The following is a 16,975-nucleotide window of genomic DNA, read 5'->3' on the forward strand; positions in this document are numbered from 1 at the left end:
TTTATATAGATGATTTTATAGCTAGATTTGCCCTATAAAAAAAATATTCATTTAAGGAAGTCTAATTAGACATTTCCTACTTTTCTCCTTAGCTAGCTCTTCATTAAGATTTTGTCTAGCTCTTTCAGCATTATCTAATTTTTGCTCAAGCTCTTGAATCACTTCTGGTTTAGCGATTTTTTGTAACTCTTGATTTTCGGATGTTAGGTCTTGAATATCTTTTTTATAATTGTCGATTTGCAATTCTAAATTTGATATTTCGCTTTTGTAGTCGGATATAGCCTCAGACTCCTTTACAAAATTAGCTATAGATGGTGTAGCAAACCCCAAGCCAAAAATACCGAGAATAAAAGTAATTTTTAGCAGCCGATTAACTAACTCTTGCTGTTTTGCTTGTTTAGATTTTTCTGGCTTCTCGACTAGCCCCACATCAATTAAATATTGAAAAACTACTTTTTCTTTATAAGTTAAATCATCTAAATTAGTTTTCCAATCTACTTTATCTCTAAAAGCCATTTTGCAGTAATGTAAAATCGGCTCATCTTCAATATGATTTGTTTGTTGGAACTTTATAAAAGCTAAGTTAATCGTACTGAAGTAATCCTCTTGGCTCAACCTAGTTAGCTTCATTTCCATAGTCACTTGAGTTTTTATTTTGAATTAATAAGTCTGACGTTTTAAAATCTGCTGGACAGAACCATACATTTCGCTTGTTAAACCTTCAAGTTCATGCTCTATATCTTCCCAACGTCCAAGTTTACTCGTCCATTTTCCGTTAGATAATTGTCTGGCGGCGTGGGTTGGTTCACCATCAGAAGTAGCGTATATTGCTATTTTTTCAAAACCCACTTCAAGCTCGGAATTATCGCAAAGTTTGTACCCTAAGCTTTTGTATGCTTGGATAAAAGCTGACATAGTTAATTCTGCTGTTACACCTTCTACCCAGTAATACATATTATCTGGGTCTATTGGACTCCACCAGCGTTCATCCTCACCCGCAGCCCAAGCAAAACAATTATATGATGTGCTTTGCTTGCTGGTTACAGAATATTCAGTATGGTATAAGTTGGGAAATTTATTTTCTCTGTAGCTTTCCAACTTACCATCTATATCCATTTGCTTTCCCCCATTCAATCCAAGCTACAGCCATTTGCTGAAGTCTACCACGCTGTTCGGCTTTGACAGGGTTTGCTCCTGTAATTGCACTTAAGGCCCAAAACCAATGGTCTGGTTCGCGCTCAAGTTCACGCATAATTAAAGGAACCACAGGTTGTCCCATCCCGATTATTCTTTGATAAGCGGGATGCATTGATATTTTTGAAGCAACTGACAGCATTCCTGTCTCACGTCGCCATTGTTCTGCTAATTCTGAGAATGTAGTTTCTATTTCTGCGGTTTTAATAACCGGATAAACGTAAGGTGACATTTAACTTCTATTTAGGTTGACTACAAGGTACTTGATATTGATTATCCTTTAAATTACAGACTAATCCTGATGAATTGATTAATATTTACGGTGTAAAATTAGATGATTGTGTGCAGTTAATCTCGCTTGCCAGTTAGGCTCAACTACAATTGTACTAATTTTTTCGATAACGATCGCAGGCCCATTAATACTATCTTCTGGTTGTAAATCTTCCTTTCTATAAACAGGAGTATCGTGCCATCTATTAGCAGTAAACATACTTACTGTCTCAACAGATACGGGGGCTTCATCTAAAGGGCGAGTACGAATAATTAAGGGTTCTTCTGGAGTATCCATCTTCTGAATTACTTCTACTGAAGCGGATTCGACAATTAAAATTTTCTCTAATTGAATGAAACCATAGCGAGATTGATGTTCAGTCTCAAATTTTTGTTGCATCACTACCACATCCTCGGCGAAATTAACGGTTAATGTGGAGTTAGTACCTTCAGATTTTAAGTTGATTTTTCGGATTACTTCTACTTGACTTGGTATTTCATCTATTTCACTTCTAGCTTGAGTTTCTAAATATTCCATTAACTGCTGTAATTTAGGGATTAATGCTTGAGTTAAAGGTTGTTCAACTCCTCCTTCTCTAATTGCCAGCACATCAGCTAATCCCATTCCGTAAGCAGAGAGAACTCCCGCATAAGGATGTAGAAATATTGTTTTTATTCCCAAGGTATCGGCAATTAAACAAGCAACTTGCCCACCTGCACCGCCAAAACAACAAAGCACATATTGGCTGACATCATAACCCCGTTGCAGACTGATTTTTTTAATTGCGTTCGCCATATTTTCCACTGCGATCGCAATAAACCCTGCGGCTACTTGTTCGGGGGTAGAATCATTTAATGTAGCGGCTTGAATGTCTTTGGTTAATTGTATAAATTTTTGAATAACAATATCTTTATCTAAAGGTAAATTGCCATCAATGCCAAAAACTGAGGGAAAATATTGTGGGTGAATTTTAGCTAATATCACATTGGCATCAGTAACCGTTAATGGCCCGCCACGTCGATAACAAGCAGGCCCAGGATTTGAACTAGCAGATTTAGGGCCGACACGATAACTAGAACCATCAAAAAAGATAACTGAACCACCACCAGCAGCAATAGTATTAATTGCTAATACAGGAACTCGCATCCGCGCCCCAGCAATTTCCGAATCTAGTTGTCGTTCATACTCTCCTTTAAAGTGGGCGACATCTGTACTTGTCCCTCCCATATCAAAGGTAATAACTAACTCAAAACCTGCTCTTTTACTAGTTTGTACTGCACCGACAATACCGCCAGCCGGGCCGCTTAAAATACTATCTTTGCCTTGAAATTGTTCGGCTGCGACTAAACCGCCATCAGATTTCATGAACATTAATTTGACGCTGGGTAACTGATTCGCTACTTGGTTAACGTAGCGACGCAGAATAGGAGTTAAATAAGCATCGACTACTGTTGTATCTCCTCGGCTAACTAACTTCATTAAGGGACTAACTTGATGGGATATGGATATTTGGGTAAAGCCGATTTCTTGGGCAAGCTGGGCTATTTCTTGTTCGTGTTCAGGATAGCGATCGCTGTGCATAAAAACAATAGCACAACTCCGAATTCCTGTATGGTAAACTGCTTGTAAGTCACTTTTGACTTGTTCAATATTTATAGGTATTAATTTATTGCCGTTAGCATCATATCTTTCATCTATCTCAATCACCTGCTCATAAAGCATCGTTGGTAAAATTATATGACGGGCAAAGATGTTAGGACGATTTTGGTAGCCAATTCGTAGCGCATCTTTAAACCCTTTAGTGATGAGAAGAACGACGCGATCGCCTTTCCTTTCTAACAGCGCGTTTGTTGCTACTGTTGTCCCCATTTTTACCACTTCTATCGCTTCAGTAGGAATGGGTTCGTTGCTAGCAATACCTATGATATCTCGAATACCTTGAATGGCTGCATCTTGATATAGTTCGGGATTTTCTGAAAGTAGTTTGTAGACTATAATCCATTGCTGATTAGGCAGAGGGACAATTAAAAAACGTTCGGGATGTTTTGAAACTCCATCGATAATTGCTTGATTATTAGTAACAGCAACAATATCTGTGAATGTACCACCACGGTCAGCAAAAAACTTCAACATTACTCTGTTTACTCGACACTATAGAGGTAGCATAACAATAGAATTTGGAGTGTTTATACTTCTTCAATTTTAAGTTTTGATTTTTCAGCCAGTGAGACGGGTTAGCGTAGGCGTAGCCCATCGTAGACATCGCTACATCGAACCCAGGCATCGCGTCTGATAAATTGTAACTATTGCAACTAGTAAGTTTAAGTATTCTTAAATTCATTTATAATCATGCTATTATAAAACCAAGATCAAATCGGTTCTGGTGGAGATCAGCCATCAGACGCAAGGGGGAAAGTTCGGTGTAAATCCGGCGCTGTCCCGCAGCTGTAATGAAGCTTATGCCTCAAAGTCAGAATGCCCGCCGAAAGTAACAGACAAACTTATCATCCATCTGCGAGGTACAGGTGAATATTGCCATAAATATTTCAAAGATACATCAGTTTCACGCTCTTATAGTGCCAGAGATACGCCACGGACTACTCATGGCTATGAAATTATAGGCAGTTTATTGATAGTTACAATTGTGCTTTGGTGTAACTGTCATTTACGCTATTTTTTCTCTAGCGTGAAAGCTTTTGCAACATCATTTGTGCCAAATTTACTCAATAGCTATGTTGCAGTTGCACGACTGCGACAACATGTCATATCTGCGCTTCGGACTTAATCCTACACACTTCAAAATTAATGCTCGACAAACAACATAGTTTATTTGTTTGCACGACCTGCGCCAGCGTCTGGCAAGATGGTAAACGAGTTGGTGAAAGTAAAGGTGAGCAACTATTACTACACCTTCATGAACTTGCACAAGATTGGGAATTGCGAAATAAATTCCTCATTCAGGGAGTTGAATGCATGAGTGCTTGTAAGCATTCTTGTGTTATTGCTTTTACAGCAGAAGGTAAATCAACTTATCTCTTTGGCGATTTACCAGTTGACACTAGTGCATCTGATGTTTTGCAATGTGCTAGTCAATATTATGCTAAACTCGATGGTTCATTGCCTTGGTCAGAACGACCGGAAATTTTGAAGAAGGGCATTTTGGCAAAGATTCCACCACTAAATAAGTGGGCAAAATTAAACATAAGTTGTTGTTAATTGATGATTGGGTAAAATTTTTCAGTTTATAATCTCTAGTACTTAAATCATTAATCTTAAAAGGAATAGAAAGTAATGCAAATAAAAACAGCAAGGTTAGGCGATCCCTGCATTGGTGAAAACCGGGAAGTGAAGAAACAAAAGTCTTATGGGAAGAAGTGAATGCGACCCTCCAATAGTGTCTGGCAAGGAAATTTTGGCTACTGGCAAAACAACTTTATCCATAATAATCTGCTGGTAATCGGCTACACAGGATGGCAGGGATTTCAGTCATTTGGGCGGGGAGTTGTCATTTGTGATGTGGATACTAAAGTTATTCACCCTACAATTACAAGTCTTGATACAGTTCCCTTCACCCTGCAATTTCTACCCTCCGATCTGATTAGGTTCTACTTGCGCTCGTTTCAGGATTGTGGAACTATATCGCAATCAATCTGCTCATCCATGATTTCATCAATTTTTCCAGTAGTGGCAACATACAATCCCCATCAAGATATTCTTCTAGTGCTAAAAGCTGATCCTCAGATTGAGGTTAATTTTTTACACCAACTAAAAATTACTCCAGCCGATTGCTATGAACAAGTTTGTAAGCGATGGTCAGAATTTAAACCAAGCTTAATGCCCTAAAACTTACTTTATTCCTCAATGCTCAAGCCAAAATCAAGCAAGATTCCGAAACCAACTCGCTACCAAAATGCAGCGATAGATTATTACATTGGACTCACAAATTCCGACTATCTCCATTACGGGTATTGGAAGCCACTACCTACTCAGGATGAAGAATTAACTCTAACTCGTCTGCGTGTGGCGCAAGTTGCATATACAGCCAAACTTTTGAGTTTTATCCCAGAGGGGACAAAAACTGTGCTTGATGTAGGCTGTGGGATTGGAGGTAACGCAGCATATTTGTGCTCACGCGGTTTCACTGTTGAGGGACTAGCACCCGATGCACTTCAGCAAGAAAGATTTATTAAAAATACCAACGGTCAAGTACCTTTTTACTTAACGAGATTTGAAGATTTTCACAAATCATACTCCTACGATCTGATCTTATTTAGCGAAAGCAGCCAATATATTGCTGCTCTCGATTTAGCTCAGGGTGCAGCTCGTTTACTGGATAGTGGTGGCTACCTGCTGCTTGCAGACATGATGCGTTTCGATGCCGAATACCAAGAAGGTATTTTTTCTAATTGTCATATCGCCAGTGAACTCCAGATAGCGTTGGAACAATCTGGATTTAATTTAATCAAGACTGAAGACATTTCAACCCATATTGCGCCAACGATTGATTTGTGTGTTGATAACTTTCGTACTTTTGGACTGACAACAGTTAAATATATTGCTGATGTTGTGGCGATCGCTGTCCCTCCGTTACACGCACTTGGTCGTTTAGCATTTAAGCGTTGGTTGGAAAAACCGATTACGGAGGGTTTAGCAGCACGGACAATTTTTGAGAGCCATCTGCGTTATGAAATCCAACTTTGGCAGTTATCAAAAAAAGTTTAATCAAAATGACCCCAGAAATAAATACTCAAGATTGGTAACAAGCAGCAACTAAACACAATCATTTACCACACCCGAAAATGGGACACGCATACTCATCACAATTTTTATTTTTGCTTTCAAGATGTTGACAATTAGATAGCTTGCTGATTTAACGGAATTACAATTACAAATTCTGTTCCCTTTCCAGGAGCAGAAATACATTCTAATTTTCCTTGATGTTTTTGGGTGATAATCTGATGACTAATAGATAAACCTAACCCAGTACCTTTATTAACTGGTTTAGTCGTAAAAAATGGTTCAAATAATTGTTTTTGTACCTTTTCGGGAATGCCTATACCATTGTCGCCAATGCAAATAACTACCTGATTCTCACTAGTGAGTTTAGTCTGAATGCTTATCTGGGGAGTAACAAGCGTTTTTTCCCCTACTCCCCACTCACCATTTTCTACTGCTTCTTCTAAAGCATCGATCGCATTTGCTAAAAGATTCATAAATACTTGATTCAGTTGTCCAGCATAACATTCTACTAATGGCAGGTCGCCGTATTCTTTAATCACCTCAATTGTTTGATTGTTAGATTTAGGTTTGAGGCGATGTTCCAGAATCATCAAGGTATTATCTATACCCTCATGGATATTCACAGCTTTCATCTCTGCGTCATCTAACCGGGAAAAGTTTCGCAGAGATAAGACAATTTCTGTGATTCGTTCCGCACCAACTGTCATAGAAGTTAGCAAGTTAGGCAAGTCTGCAATCAAAAAATCTAAGTCGATCGCTTCTGTTTCTTGTTGAATTTCCTTTACTGGATTAGGATAGTTTTTCTGGTATAGTTGCAGCAATCTTAATAAATCTTGGATATATTGATTGGCGTAGCCGACATTGCCAGAAATAAAATTGATTGGGTTATTGATTTCGTGCGCTACACCTGCTACTAACTGTCCCAAACTGGACATTTTTTCACTATGCACCAGTTGAGATACTAGCTGCTTGGCCTCTTGGCGCAGTTGTGCTTCTGAGTATCGCAATATCTGCTCTGCTTGTTTGCGCTGGGTAATGTCGTGGAGAATCACGACATATTCCTGAAAATCCCGATGAGGTCTATCTGAGATGGAAACTTCCAGAGTTCTGTTTTTTCCATTGCCAATTAGAATTTGTTCGCTACGCTTTATCCACTGCTCTGGATAGTAGACTAATGCGGGTAGCCATTTGTTCAGGTGATTTCCCCGCAACTCAGATGGGTTGACACCAAAAAACGATTCAGTGGCTGGGTTTGCTTGCTGGATAATGCCTTGATTATCTACAACTAAAATACCATCCTGGGCGACAGTAAACAGATGTTCGGCAGATTCTCTGGCTTCTGCGATCGCAACTACTTGCGGTAAACTTGTCCAACAAGCGATCGCTACTCCCACAAATGCCACGCTCATCAGCAGCACCACAAATATATTCTCACCGCCCGCAGTTGCCACTTTATTAAGTTTGACGCCAAATAACCAGCCAACTGCCACGGCGCTGCACAGTAAAAAAATCAGGATACTCACCTGAAGAATTACTGAATCTTTGATGATTACCACAGGGCGCGTGCGATATCGCCGCATCCACCAATTGGGATGGAATGGGGGGAAATTCACACGGCGAATCACTGCATCTATTCCCAGGACACCAATGGGAAACAATAGCCCAATTAGCAAGTTGAGCCAACCCCAGGCAAATCCGCCCACGAACAGCACTACAACTTCTAACAGCAGAATGCCCAGAGATATGCGAGGAAACAAAACTTCTGGGCGATCGCGCCGGAGCCAAAGCCCCAAATGCAGTAACATAAAGGAAACAAACCAACCTATGTTACCAACAGCGACGATTCGCGCCACATCTCCCCAAATCAGATAAATTAAGCACAACACCAGTGTCAACGTCAATGCTGGGACAAACACACCTCGACGCGAGACAACAGAAAATACTGGTGAAATGTGGTTATCTAAGGCCAGCTGATACAAAATGCGCGGGCAATTAGAAACCACCGTTGCCGAACCGAGTAGACAAGCAGCTACTAGCAAAAAAGAAATACTGATACCAGCAAATCTTCCCCAAAATGGCTGGGAAGCTGCCACAAGATTTAGGAAAGCATTGTCTTTCAGGTTGGGATTTGTCGCCAACCGCATTACTACCCAAGAACCCCCCAAAAAGATGGGCGGCATCATCCAGGCGGCAATGTTTAGAAACCGCAGCGTTTGAGTGGGGTTGCGGCTATCGGCAACAAATGAAGAAGCTGTTTCACAGCTGTAGGTTGCGTAAGTGACGAAAAAAAACCACTTTGCCCAATCCACGAAGCTCAAAGATGACCAACTGCTAGGAAAAAACCCAGGACTAACGGGAGAAAACGCTAGCCAGCCAAGACCTTGCACGCAGAAGGTCATTAGCAATCCAAAAGCTGGAATGACAAAAAACAAATGTAAAATACTCAGGGCGCGAGTCCCACTAAACGCCACGATAAAGGGTAACAGTGTAAAGCTAATATCCAGAAATATGTCTGGACAGGCAATACCCAGCGCCTCCAAATTTACTTTAATTAAATCTCTGAGTACGATTGTATTCACTGACAGGTAAGAAACCCAATTGAGGAGGTATCCAATTGCTGCATAACGAGCTAGTCCTGGGTAGTTTTGCAGTAGCTTGGTAGCATAGTTAGGTGTTCCTCCAGCTACATTGATGAAATGCATACCTAAGCGTTTTACCTGATAATTAAGCAGCATTCCAAAAATCACCGCAGGTATCCAGACAAAAATAGCTTGAGAACCTAGAGCAGCATGAATCGCTGGAACCAATGCTGTCCAAGAAATATGAGCTGTCAAACCAAAGCCCCAACTTTCAACAGCACTTAGGCTTCTAGTTAAGCGAGGGTAAGAAGATTGGCCCAATGTGGAGTGAGCGAAGTTGGACATGATTAGCAGTGTTGGGTGGGATACTGTAATTAAGCTTATTAGCTAGAGTTCCCATCTCGTAAATCTTCTGAACAAAAACTTTTTGTAAGGAATCATACTTTTGTAGAATCACTTACAGCATTGTGGCATTGCTTCTTTGTTGCATTCTGGTAGTATTTCCAACTCCAGAACCTTCAACACTAAAACACTTGCATTTTGGACTCGTCTTCCCAAATTACTCAAAGCGAAATTGGACAAAATAGTGGTACAGGATTAGGGTTAGCTTTGGTGAAAAAGCTAGTGCAATATCTCCAAGACACAATTGAAGTCACAAGCAGTCAGGGCTGGATAAGTTTTCCAATCCGCCTGCCATTAACAGTATCAAAGTGAACGGCGCTATACTTAAGTTCGCATTCATAATTTGATTTAAAATATTGCTACGAAATAAGCACTTATGAAATCTAAAGCTTTTGAAAAACTTAGAGTAGCGATTGCAAATGTACCTATTTGACTGTCAAATTAGCGATCGCACCCAAATATAAAAAAACTATGAAAATCCCTGATTTATTACTTGATTCCATGCTCTCCTGCACAACGATGCCCTGCACCAACGAACTGACACGGCTCAAAGCAGTGTATCAGTTTCAGGGTTTGGATGCTTTACCCAATCGGGCATTAGATGACTTGACAGCACTGGCAGCCGATCTGTGCCAAACTCCAATGGCACTAGTGAGTTTTATCGGAGCCGATCGCCAGTTGGTTAAGTCTAAGGTGGGAATCACATTAACAGAGATTCGCCGAGACTTCGCATTTTGTAACTACACCATTCGCCAGTCAGATGTATTTGTGATTCCAGATACCTTGGCCGATCCCTGCTTTGCCACCAACCCCTTTGTTATAAATGCTCCCAATATCCGATTTTATGCCGGAGTCCCCTTAGTAATAACTGGCGGTTGTGTCTTGGGTACACTCTGCGTCATGGACATTGAACCGCGCGATCTGAGCCAGAAACAACGGAAAGGATTGCAGACACTCAGCCACCAAGTAATAGCGCAATTGGAGCTAAAGCGCAACACCACGAAGCTGCGTCAAATGATCCCGGAAATCAAACAACTAAAACAGCAATTGATTATTCAGGAATTGGTTGGTCAACAAGATTCAATTCTGTTTAATCTGGCAAATCAAATCCGTAATTCTCTGGATCTGGACACGATTTTACAAACGGCAGTGAATGAGATTCATACTCTGTTGCAAGTCGATCGCTGTGACTTTGTGTGGTGTCTGCCCAACAAAGATCGGTTCAAGTTCATGGTGACTCACGAAGCGACTAACCCAGAGATTCAGATGGCGTTGGGGGAACTTTCCCTTGGGCCAGGCTCCGTTCTGGCAGAAACTATCTTAAATCTAGATATGCTAAGGATTGAGGATGTTTCTACTACCTCAGAGGCACTCACCCCGGAGGATAGCGTCCTGCTGCATGAACTGGCAGTAACCTCGATGCTGTTGCTGCCACTGAGAACCCATTCTGGTCAATTGGGTGCTATTATTTGCCATCACTGTCGCGGTTCGCGCCAATGGAGTGATAGCGAAGTCCGGTTACTCAAAGCTGTCACCGATCAAGTAGCGATCGCTCTCGATCAGGCAGAACTGCTTGCCCAAACACGAGCAACCGCCTTTGCCGCTCAAACTCAAGCCACTTATCTGGGGAATGCACTGAGCCAATTGCAGCAAACCCAAATGCAACTGATACAGCAAGAGAAGATGTCGAGCCTGGGGCAGTTGGTGGCCGGAGTTGCCCACGAAATCAACAACCCGGTCAACTTTATTAACGGTAATATTACTTATGCAACCAACTATGTTCGGGATTTGCTAGAACTATTGGATCTTTATCAGGCAACCTATCCCAATGGAACTGATGCTATTCAGGAAAAGATCGAGTCCATCGATCTTGATTTCTTGATGCAAGATTTGCCTAATCTATTGTCATCGATGCAAATGGGTGGAGAACGAATTCGGCAAATTGTCCTATCTCTGCGGAATTTCTCGCGTCTGGATGAAGCCGAGATGAAACCTGTGGATATCCATGAAGGGATTGAAAACACGTTGTTAATTTTGAAGAGTCGCTTGAAATTAACTAGTGCCAAGTTTGAGATTCAGGTGATTAAAGCATACGAAAATTTACCGCCTGTTGATTGTTATGCGGGGCAATTGAATCAAGTATTTATGAATCTTTTGGGTAACGCGATCGATGCCTTAGATGAAACGCCTAATCCGATCGTTACCATTCAAACAGAACTCATTAGTAAAGAAAAATCGGGTAGTTCCGATCTATCCCAACCCTCCCACGCAGATAGTGTAGTGATTCGGATTCGAGATAACGGTTCTGGGATGACAGAAACAACCCAGCAAAAACTGTTCAATCCATTCTTCACCACCAAACCCATCGGCAAGGGAACCGGGCTGGGACTGTCCATCAGCTATCAAATTGTGGTTGAAAAACATCGCGGCATTTTAAAATGCTCCTCAGAACTTGGGAAAGGCAGCGAGTTCTTGATTCAAATTCCAGTTGAGCCTTTGGTTAAAAATACTTAAAGTGTGTATAAAATTATCAAAATATCAATTGTTCAAGTCTTACTTTGGGAATGCTAGAGTAAACGCCAACGATGATTGACTCATCGACTTGTAAAGTATGTCAAATGGTACGACAAGCTCACCGATTGTTCTCGCGCTTGATGACAGCCCTGTGATTCATCAAATGATTAAACGAGCGTTAGAACCGGGCTATCAAGTAATAACAGCTGCTAACGCGGTTGATGCCCTGTCGATCATTTATCATCAACCGATTTCAGTCTTGCTATTAGATGTGCAAATGCCGGATGTAAACGGGTTGGAGTTTTGCCGCACGGTGCGGAGCCTGCCCCAGTTTCAGCATTTGCCCGTGATTATGGTGACTTCTCAAGATTCCCCCTTCGACCGGGTGAAGGGTCATCTAGCGGGTGCAACAGAATATTTGATCAAACCTTTTGATGCCGAACAATTGCGAGAAACTGTACGAAAATTTATCGAACAGAATTCAGGAGTCAGGAGTCAGAATTCAGAATGAATTCTGTATGACTGGCGGATGAATAATCGGCGTTTTTGCACCCCCACCAAATTGAAAATTTGGTGGTCAACAAGACCTGCGCCGGTCTGAATCCCCGACTGATAGCGAAGCGTTAGCGAGTCTTGTCTGCGACACGCACTCGCGTTCGAGCGTCTTGATTCTGACTCCTGAATTCTGACTTCTGAATTCTTCTTCAATTACACCTGACTGCTTGTTCATCAGACTTCGGCGTGAGCGCTCAGTCGAACGCTGCCCACCCCACAATAGTTATATAAATCTTATATATGCAAATTAGATGTGGTTTAGCTTAACAGTCTGCGATGAGTAAAACATTAGCGCAGAATGAGGATTTGCTAAGATTGGCACAGCCAGTTTTTTATCCTGACAGCCTTGCAGCGGCGATCGCGGAGATTCCTAGCCATGACTCAAACTGCACCCAACGTCCCCAAGTTGATGACAATGGAGGAATACCTTGCCTATGACGACGGTACTGACACACGCTATGAGCTTGTAGATGGAGAGTTAGTAGAAGTGCCGACTGAATCCCCAGAAAACTGCAAGCTTGCCAAACTCCTCATGTTGGAATTGGCAAAATACATTTCGATTGTGCTGATCAACCTCAAAGATATGGAAATTGTGGTGAGTGGCAAACGGGCAAAGGTGCGCTTACCCGATCTGACCGTACTGAGTGAAGAAGGATACGCAACGCTAGCAGGACAACGCAGCAACACGATTACCCAAGATATGCCACCGCCAATCTTGGTGGTTGAGGTGGTTTCACCTGGACAAGACAACCGCGACCGAGACTATCGTTACAAACGTACAGAATATGCGGCGCGAGGGATTGCGGAATACTGGATTATTGACCCGGAAAGGCAACAAATGACGCTGTGCTTATGGGTGAACGGGCAATATGAAGACACGATTTATACGGGTGACACCCCCCTAGCATCGACGATCGTTCCTGGCTTTAAGTTGAGTGCTGCTCAGATTCTGGCATTTGGACAAAATTAGCCTTTTGGATTAAGATGCGTTGCACGTTATAGCTACACCTAACCCAGCCTATAACTGGAAATTCGATTCAATAGCATGGGAGCAATTTCGCTGATCGCCAAAATATGTTGGGCAGCTCCCAGAGCGATCGCTTCTTTGGGCATCCCGAAGACAACGCAGGTTTGTTCATCCTGGGCAATGGTAGTGCCTCCAGCTTGAGCGATCGCTTGTAATCCATCTGCACCATCCCGTCCCATGCCAGTCAGCAAAATACCAACCGCCGATCGCGGATAGCAGGTGGCAACGGCTTGAAACAAAGCTGTGACGGAAGGACGATGCCCGGAAACGGCAGGGGTGCTGACGGTGGTTAATCGCCCTTGAGTGTCGAGTTGCAGGTGTTTTCGTTCGGGAGCGAAGTAAACAGTACCCGGTTTGGGAAATTCTCCCGGTTGGGCGATCGTCACGCGCAGGAAACATTCTGCTGCTAGCCAATCTACCAGTCCTTGCAGAAATCCTTCGCTGATATGTTGGACGCACAGAATGGGTACGGGAAAGTTTGCAGGCAGTTGTTTTAGGATCGTGTAGAATGCCTGGGGGCCGCCTGTGGAGGCTCCGATCGCCACGATTTTGGGCAGAGAGAACGGGGAATTACGAATCGGGAATTGCGAGTTACTGACCGGTTTTGGGTTGAATGGTTCTGCCTTACTTTTGGGGCTAACAGGATGCGTTCTCGGTTCTACCGTCGCAGTTCGGGAAGTGTGGCGAGTAAAGACTGTAACCCCTGCCAGAACTTTGATCCGGTTGATTAATTCGTGCTTAACGTGTTCGTAGTCTGAAAGTGAGTCAATGCTGGGTTTGGGAAAAACATCCAAAGCACCCGCTTGCAGCAGTTTAAAAACATTGCGGGAATCTTCTTGGGTATTGACGGAGGTGCTGATTACTAGAATGGGACGGGGATAGTCTGCCATAATCCGGCGGGTGAGTTCCAGTCCATCCATTTTGGGCATGTGGAGATCGGTGCAGATTACCTGGGGCTGTGCGGCTGGAATTCGCTCCAATGCTTCCACGCCATTGGGAGCAGTTCCCACCACATCCACTTCCAGGGAACTCGCCAGAATCCGCTTGAGGATGGTTAAGGCGACGAGCGAATCCTCCACCAGAAAGACGCGAATTGGGGCAGAGTTTTTCATCAATTGATAGTAAGTTGAGATTTTACGAGAAAATTATTCTTCATTCACCCGAAAACAAATGGCACTAAGAAAAGCTTTTTGTTCGGGTGAGGCAGGAGTTATGAAATTTTTGTACTGTAAGACTTTCAACTTTTTATTTTATTTTCCTTCTGCCTCCTGCCTCCTGCCTCCTGCCTTATCTTCGCGCCATTTCACCCGAAAACCTCTACACTAACCGTTTGAGGGTTGACAGCAAGGCTTCTTGATTAAAGCTGCCTTTGATAATATAGGCATTGGCTCCGGCTTCCGCACCCCGACGTTTATCCTCATCGCTGGCAAGGGAAGTAACCAGGATAATTGGAAGTTCGCTATATTCTTGATATTGGCGGATTTTGGCAGTTAACCCGAAGCCATCGAGATTTGGCATTTGCACATCGCTAACAACAGCATCAACGGCGTGCGATCGCAGCTTGTTAAATCCATCTAAACCATCTACAGCAGTAATTACTTGATAGCCTGCGGTTTCTAAAATCCGCTTTTCTTGCGTGCGTGTGGCAATAGAATCTTCGACTAATAAGACGGTTGGTTTTGTGGGTGCAAGTTGACGAGTTTGGGTAGAAGAAATAGACTGCGATCGCGATCGGGCTGACTTCACCAAATCCTGGGGATTCAGCACCATACACACATCTCCAGTGCCTAAAATTGTTGCTCCAGAAACATTGCGGACTCGTTTGAGTAACTGACTTTGGGGTTTAATCAGTATATCTTGCTCATCCACTAAGGCATCCACCACTACACCCAGTTGTGCTTGCCCAACCTGGAGAATAATACAGGAAAGTGCCGTTTCTTGAGTTAATCCAGATGGCATCGGGGGCAGTTCTAATAGATCGGCCAACTGCACAATCGAAATGGGTTGGCTATCCCGAATTATTGTGTCACGTCCCTCCAAGGGAAAAATCTCTTCTGACTTGATTAAGCAAGCGGTTTGCACAAACTCGACTGGGATGGCGTAAGGCATTTCGTTCACTTGCACAATCAAGACATGGGCGGTTGCTAAGGTGATACTGAGATTGACGCGCAGCGTACATCCCAGTCCGGGAAACGATTCTACCTGAATCGTACCTTTCAATTTCTCGACATTGGTTTGCACCACATCCAGCCCCACACCCCGCCCTGATATTTCTGTCACCAGGGGGGCTGTTGAAAACCCTGGTGCGAAGATCAACGCTTGGATTTGGCTGGGAGTCATTGCTGCTAATTCTTCTTCCCCGCAAATGCCCCGTTTCACCGCTATTTGTTTGATTCTATCCAGGTCAAGCCCCCGGCCATCATCACTGATTTCCAGCACAATGTTAGTGGGAGTCTGGTAAGCTTTGAGCCGAATCGTTGCCGTTGTTGGTTTACCTAGCCGTTCCCGTTCCTGTGGTGGCTCAATCCCGTGATCGATCGCATTTCGCAGAATGTGCATTAGCGGATCTTTCATTTCTTCCAACAGGCGTTTGTCGGCAAGGGTGTCTTTGCCTTCCAGAATCAACTCCACCAATTTTCCCTGCTGCTGCGCCAGATCGCGCACCATCCGCGGGAAGAGGTTGAAAATCGTTGCAAAGGGCAGCAATCGCAGGGTACGAATCCCCTCTTCTAGATCGCTACTTAGTTGTTCCAGTCGGGTTGTGTCTTCTGAAAGGGAACTCTGCAAGGTTTTCACTAAATGACCCAATTGCTCTAATCGTTTTTCAGAGTGATGATGAAAAGTTTCTAGACGTTGGTGGGCGACATCACCTTGTTGCTCTCGGCTGAACGCAAACCGATTAGTGAACAAATCTCGATTCCATTCTTCCCACAAATTGGCGATCGCTTCAATTTCTCCCAGCCGATGAGCAATCCGAATTTTGGTTACAGTTAACTCCCCTGCTTGCGTCATCAACGTATCTAGGTGGCGAGTGCCAACGCGGATGGTTTCGATGCGGTAGCTATTGGTGGGGGATTTTGGATTTTGGACTTCGGCTTCGCTCAGTCGAACGATTTTGGATTTTGGATTTTGGATTGTTGCGTTTTCCTTTAGCTCTTGATTCTTATCAAAAGTATTGTTTTTAACTGTATTTATGACTTCAATACTGTTGACTTCTGGTTCCTGAGTTGGATTATCTTCCCTTTTTGCCGGCGGCGCTCCCATCAATTCGGCCAGAACAGAAAAGGTATCAACCCTGGCAGGTTCTCCGGTGACAGCTTCATGAACGAGTTTGCGGATAGCGGCGATCGCATGAGCGAGGCGTTCGTAGGGTGAGTCTGTTGGATCATTGCCCAACGAGGATGCCGGGTTTTCTTGTTGCTTGAGTTGAGTCAAAATATGCTCAATTTGATGTGCCAGAGTGCCTACATCTTTGACTCCCAGCATATTGGCATCGCCTTTGAGAGAATGTGCCTCTCGCATCAAGGCTTCCAGGACAGCCAGATCGTCGGGATGGTTTTCCAAATGCAGCAATCCATCATCCAGGTTTTGCAGGTGTTCTTCGCTGGCTACTTTGAAAACGTCTCTCAGTTCTTCATCATCGATCATCATAGTTTTAATTAGTTAGGGGTTGAGCCAATACGGTTCGGATAA

15 protein-coding genes and 1 riboswitch are annotated in these 16,975 nt (G+C 43.2%); of the genes, 8 read left to right on the plus strand and 7 right to left on the minus strand.

Features of this window, described 5'->3' with window-relative positions; translation table 11 throughout:
• Positions 1–51 precede the first annotated feature (51 nt).
• The 4 genes from ACM0OX_RS04445 to ACM0OX_RS04460 form a co-directional block, all read right to left on the minus strand.
• Positions 52–636, minus strand: a complete 585-nt coding sequence (locus ACM0OX_RS04445) for a hypothetical protein (protein WP_414513385.1) — start codon at positions 634–636, stop codon at positions 52–54.
• Positions 637–660: 24 nt separating this feature from the next.
• Positions 661–1,116 (minus strand): hypothetical protein, encoded by a 456-nt coding sequence (locus tag ACM0OX_RS04450; protein ID WP_414513387.1) that lies wholly within the window; start codon positions 1,114–1,116, stop codon positions 661–663.
• Positions 1,100–1,426: a hypothetical protein gene (locus ACM0OX_RS04455; RefSeq protein ID WP_414513389.1), complete on the minus strand. Its 327-nt coding sequence runs from the start codon at positions 1,424–1,426 to the stop codon at positions 1,100–1,102. The genes ACM0OX_RS04450 and ACM0OX_RS04455 overlap by 17 nt, the downstream gene beginning before the upstream one ends.
• Positions 1,427–1,504: 78 nt before the next feature.
• Positions 1,505–3,598: a hydantoinase/oxoprolinase family protein gene (locus tag ACM0OX_RS04460; RefSeq protein WP_414513391.1), complete on the minus strand. Its 2,094-nt coding sequence runs from the start codon at positions 3,596–3,598 to the stop codon at positions 1,505–1,507.
• 225 nt (positions 3,599–3,823) lie between these two features.
• A riboswitch (cobalamin riboswitch) is annotated at positions 3,824–3,967 on the plus strand.
• Positions 3,968–4,270: 303 nt separating this feature from the next.
• On the opposite strand from ACM0OX_RS04460, the gene ACM0OX_RS04465 reads away from it, so the two are divergent.
• The 3 genes from ACM0OX_RS04465 (at position 4,271) to ACM0OX_RS04475 (ending at position 6,187) form a co-directional block, all read left to right on the plus strand.
• Entirely contained in the window at positions 4,271–4,681 is a 411-nt protein-coding gene (locus ACM0OX_RS04465) for a DUF1636 domain-containing protein (protein ID WP_414513392.1), read from the plus strand.
• A gap of 162 nt (positions 4,682–4,843) precedes the next feature.
• Positions 4,844–5,308 carry a hypothetical protein gene (locus ACM0OX_RS04470; protein ID WP_414513394.1) on the plus strand — a complete coding sequence of 155 codons (465 nt, stop codon included), beginning with the start codon at positions 4,844–4,846 and terminating at the stop codon, positions 5,306–5,308.
• A gap of 18 nt (positions 5,309–5,326) precedes the next feature.
• A complete protein-coding gene (locus tag ACM0OX_RS04475; RefSeq protein WP_414513395.1) occupies positions 5,327–6,187 on the plus strand; it encodes a methyltransferase domain-containing protein in 861 nt (286 codons plus the stop codon).
• 131 nt (positions 6,188–6,318) lie between these two features.
• Here ACM0OX_RS04475 and ACM0OX_RS04480 read toward each other — a convergent pair whose 3' ends face one another.
• Positions 6,319–9,129, minus strand: coding sequence for an ATP-binding protein (locus ACM0OX_RS04480; RefSeq protein WP_414513397.1), 2,811 nt, complete (start codon positions 9,127–9,129; stop codon positions 6,319–6,321).
• A 195-nt stretch (positions 9,130–9,324) separates the two neighbouring features.
• Here ACM0OX_RS04480 and ACM0OX_RS04485 point away from each other — a divergent pair, with 195 nt between their 5' ends.
• From ACM0OX_RS04485 to ACM0OX_RS04505, 5 genes are all read left to right on the plus strand, one after another.
• Positions 9,325–9,498 carry a hypothetical protein gene (locus ACM0OX_RS04485; RefSeq protein WP_414513398.1) on the plus strand — a complete coding sequence of 58 codons (174 nt, stop codon included), beginning with the start codon at positions 9,325–9,327 and terminating at the stop codon, positions 9,496–9,498.
• 117 nt (positions 9,499–9,615) lie between these two features.
• On the plus strand, positions 9,616–11,700 hold the full coding sequence (locus tag ACM0OX_RS04490; protein ID WP_414513400.1) for a GAF domain-containing protein: 2,085 nt from the start codon (positions 9,616–9,618) through the stop codon (positions 11,698–11,700).
• A 97-nt stretch (positions 11,701–11,797) separates the two neighbouring features.
• Complete coding sequence (locus ACM0OX_RS04495) at positions 11,798–12,211, plus strand: response regulator (RefSeq protein WP_334896594.1); 414 nt, start codon at positions 11,798–11,800, stop codon at positions 12,209–12,211.
• Between the two features lie 320 nt (positions 12,212–12,531).
• Positions 12,532–12,693 (plus strand): hypothetical protein, encoded by a 162-nt coding sequence (locus ACM0OX_RS04500; RefSeq protein ID WP_334896595.1) that lies wholly within the window; start codon positions 12,532–12,534, stop codon positions 12,691–12,693.
• Complete coding sequence (locus ACM0OX_RS04505; RefSeq protein ID WP_414513402.1) at positions 12,632–13,225, plus strand: Uma2 family endonuclease; 594 nt, start codon at positions 12,632–12,634, stop codon at positions 13,223–13,225. Before ACM0OX_RS04500 ends, ACM0OX_RS04505 begins: the two co-directional genes overlap by 62 nt.
• A gap of 38 nt (positions 13,226–13,263) precedes the next feature.
• Here the strand turns inward: ACM0OX_RS04505 and cheB are convergent, their stop codons facing one another.
• Both cheB and ACM0OX_RS04515 read right to left on the minus strand, forming a co-directional pair.
• On the minus strand, positions 13,264–14,394 hold the full coding sequence (gene cheB / locus ACM0OX_RS04510; RefSeq protein WP_414513404.1) for a chemotaxis-specific protein-glutamate methyltransferase CheB: 1,131 nt from the start codon (positions 14,392–14,394) through the stop codon (positions 13,264–13,266).
• Positions 14,395–14,599: 205 nt separating this feature from the next.
• The gene (locus ACM0OX_RS04515) at positions 14,600–16,933 is read right to left on the minus strand and encodes a response regulator (RefSeq protein WP_414513406.1); all 2,334 of its coding nucleotides are present in this window, start codon (positions 16,931–16,933) and stop codon (positions 14,600–14,602) included.
• Positions 16,934–16,975: the final 42 nt, after the last annotated feature.

It is taken from the genome of Nostoc sp. PCC 9305, from assembly GCF_963920915.1.
Classification (GTDB): domain Bacteria; phylum Cyanobacteriota; class Cyanobacteriia; order Cyanobacteriales; family Nostocaceae; genus Nostoc.

What these genes read in the sequence shown, in the direction of transcription:
- ACM0OX_RS04480 (WP_414513397.1), bottom strand. Translation starts at nt 9,129, where the DNA reads ATGTCCAACTTCGCTCACTCCACATTGGGCCAATCTTCTTACCCTCGC.
- ACM0OX_RS04460 (WP_414513391.1), bottom strand. Translation starts at nt 3,598, where the DNA reads ATGTTGAAGTTTTTTGCTGACCGTGGTGGTACATTCACAGATATTGTT.
- ACM0OX_RS04455 (WP_414513389.1), bottom strand. Translation starts at nt 1,426, where the DNA reads ATGTCACCTTACGTTTATCCGGTTATTAAAACCGCAGAAATAGAAACT.
- ACM0OX_RS04450 (WP_414513387.1), bottom strand. Translation starts at nt 1,116, where the DNA reads ATGGATATAGATGGTAAGTTGGAAAGCTACAGAGAAAATAAATTTCCC.
- ACM0OX_RS04445 (WP_414513385.1), bottom strand. Translation starts at nt 636, where the DNA reads ATGGAAATGAAGCTAACTAGGTTGAGCCAAGAGGATTACTTCAGTACG.
- ACM0OX_RS04470 (WP_414513394.1), top strand. Translation starts at nt 4,844, where the DNA reads ATGCGACCCTCCAATAGTGTCTGGCAAGGAAATTTTGGCTACTGGCAA.
- ACM0OX_RS04505 (WP_414513402.1), top strand. Translation starts at nt 12,632, where the DNA reads ATGACTCAAACTGCACCCAACGTCCCCAAGTTGATGACAATGGAGGAA.
- cheB (WP_414513404.1), bottom strand. Translation starts at nt 14,394, where the DNA reads ATGAAAAACTCTGCCCCAATTCGCGTCTTTCTGGTGGAGGATTCGCTC.
- ACM0OX_RS04515 (WP_414513406.1), bottom strand. Translation starts at nt 16,933, where the DNA reads ATGATGATCGATGATGAAGAACTGAGAGACGTTTTCAAAGTAGCCAGC.
- ACM0OX_RS04500 (WP_334896595.1), top strand. Translation starts at nt 12,532, where the DNA reads ATGAGTAAAACATTAGCGCAGAATGAGGATTTGCTAAGATTGGCACAG.
- ACM0OX_RS04475 (WP_414513395.1), top strand. Translation starts at nt 5,327, where the DNA reads ATGCTCAAGCCAAAATCAAGCAAGATTCCGAAACCAACTCGCTACCAA.
- ACM0OX_RS04465 (WP_414513392.1), top strand. Translation starts at nt 4,271, where the DNA reads ATGCTCGACAAACAACATAGTTTATTTGTTTGCACGACCTGCGCCAGC.
- ACM0OX_RS04495 (WP_334896594.1), top strand. Translation starts at nt 11,798, where the DNA reads ATGTCAAATGGTACGACAAGCTCACCGATTGTTCTCGCGCTTGATGAC.